The 887-nt window shown below is 57.8% G+C and carries 1 protein-coding gene and 1 pseudogene; both read left to right on the forward strand.

What is annotated here, in order from left to right; genetic code table 11:
- The coding region (locus EU800_RS26085) for a carbohydrate ABC transporter permease (protein ID WP_129636358.1) at positions 1-606 on the forward strand (606 nt) is incomplete at its 5' end.
- A 162-nt stretch (positions 607-768) separates the two neighbouring features.
- Positions 769-887, forward strand: a pseudogene (locus EU800_RS27830) (IS6 family transposase); the annotation flags it as partial.

Below are 887 nucleotides of genomic sequence, written 5' to 3' on the forward strand. Positions count from 1 at the left end.
GGCACCTCGGTCATCATCACCTTTGTCGTGCTGCTCTTCGGCATGATGTGCGCCTATGCGCTGTCGCAGCTGAACTTTCCGGGCCGCAGGCTGCTTTACCTGCTGGTTGTGGCAAGCTTCATGGTGCCGATCCCGGCTCTCTATGTCGCCCAGTTCGTGCTGATGAGCGACCTCAACATGGTCAACACCTGGTGGGGGATCATCCTGCCGCAATTGATTGTTCCGGTTGTCGTGATCGTCTACAAGCAGTTCTTCGACGCGATACCGAAGGAAATGCGCGAAGCGGTGCTGCTGGACGGTGGCGGAGAATTTACCCTGCTGTTCAAGCTCTACCTGCCACTGAACTGGGGTATCACGGCATCGTTGTCGATCATCACCTTCATCATCGCATGGAACAACTTCTTTTGGCCGTTCCTGATCACGACCAGCGAGGAGATGATGACGATTCCGGTCGGAATCACGCAGGTTCGGGACACGTTCGGCGTTGCCTATGCACGCATGATGGCCCTGGCTCTGCTGGCAGCGGCACCTGTCATTATCGCTTACCTCGTGTTCCAGAAACGCGTGACCGAAGCCGTGATGATCTCGGCTGGCGTGAAAGGCTGATTGCGGCCCTCCATGGCCAGGAACTTGCCGACCCAACCCACGCCACTGGCCGGCATCAATGGGGTGCCGGTCAGTGGCTCCTGTTTTGCACAGAGCCGGGGAAAGGGCCTTGTCAGAGCAACTTGGCTTGCGATGGGGCAGGGTGCTGGGTAGCGTCTTCGGATGACGAAACGCGACCCGTTCAAGTATTTCAAGACCAGCCGGGAAGTCATCCGCCTCGCGGTGATGATGTATGTCCGGTTTCCCCTTTCGTTGCGGAACGTTGAAGACCTGCTGCACGA

This window comes from Tropicimonas sp. IMCC6043 (assembly GCF_004146235.1).
Classification (GTDB): Bacteria; Pseudomonadota; Alphaproteobacteria; order Rhodobacterales; family Rhodobacteraceae; genus Tropicimonas.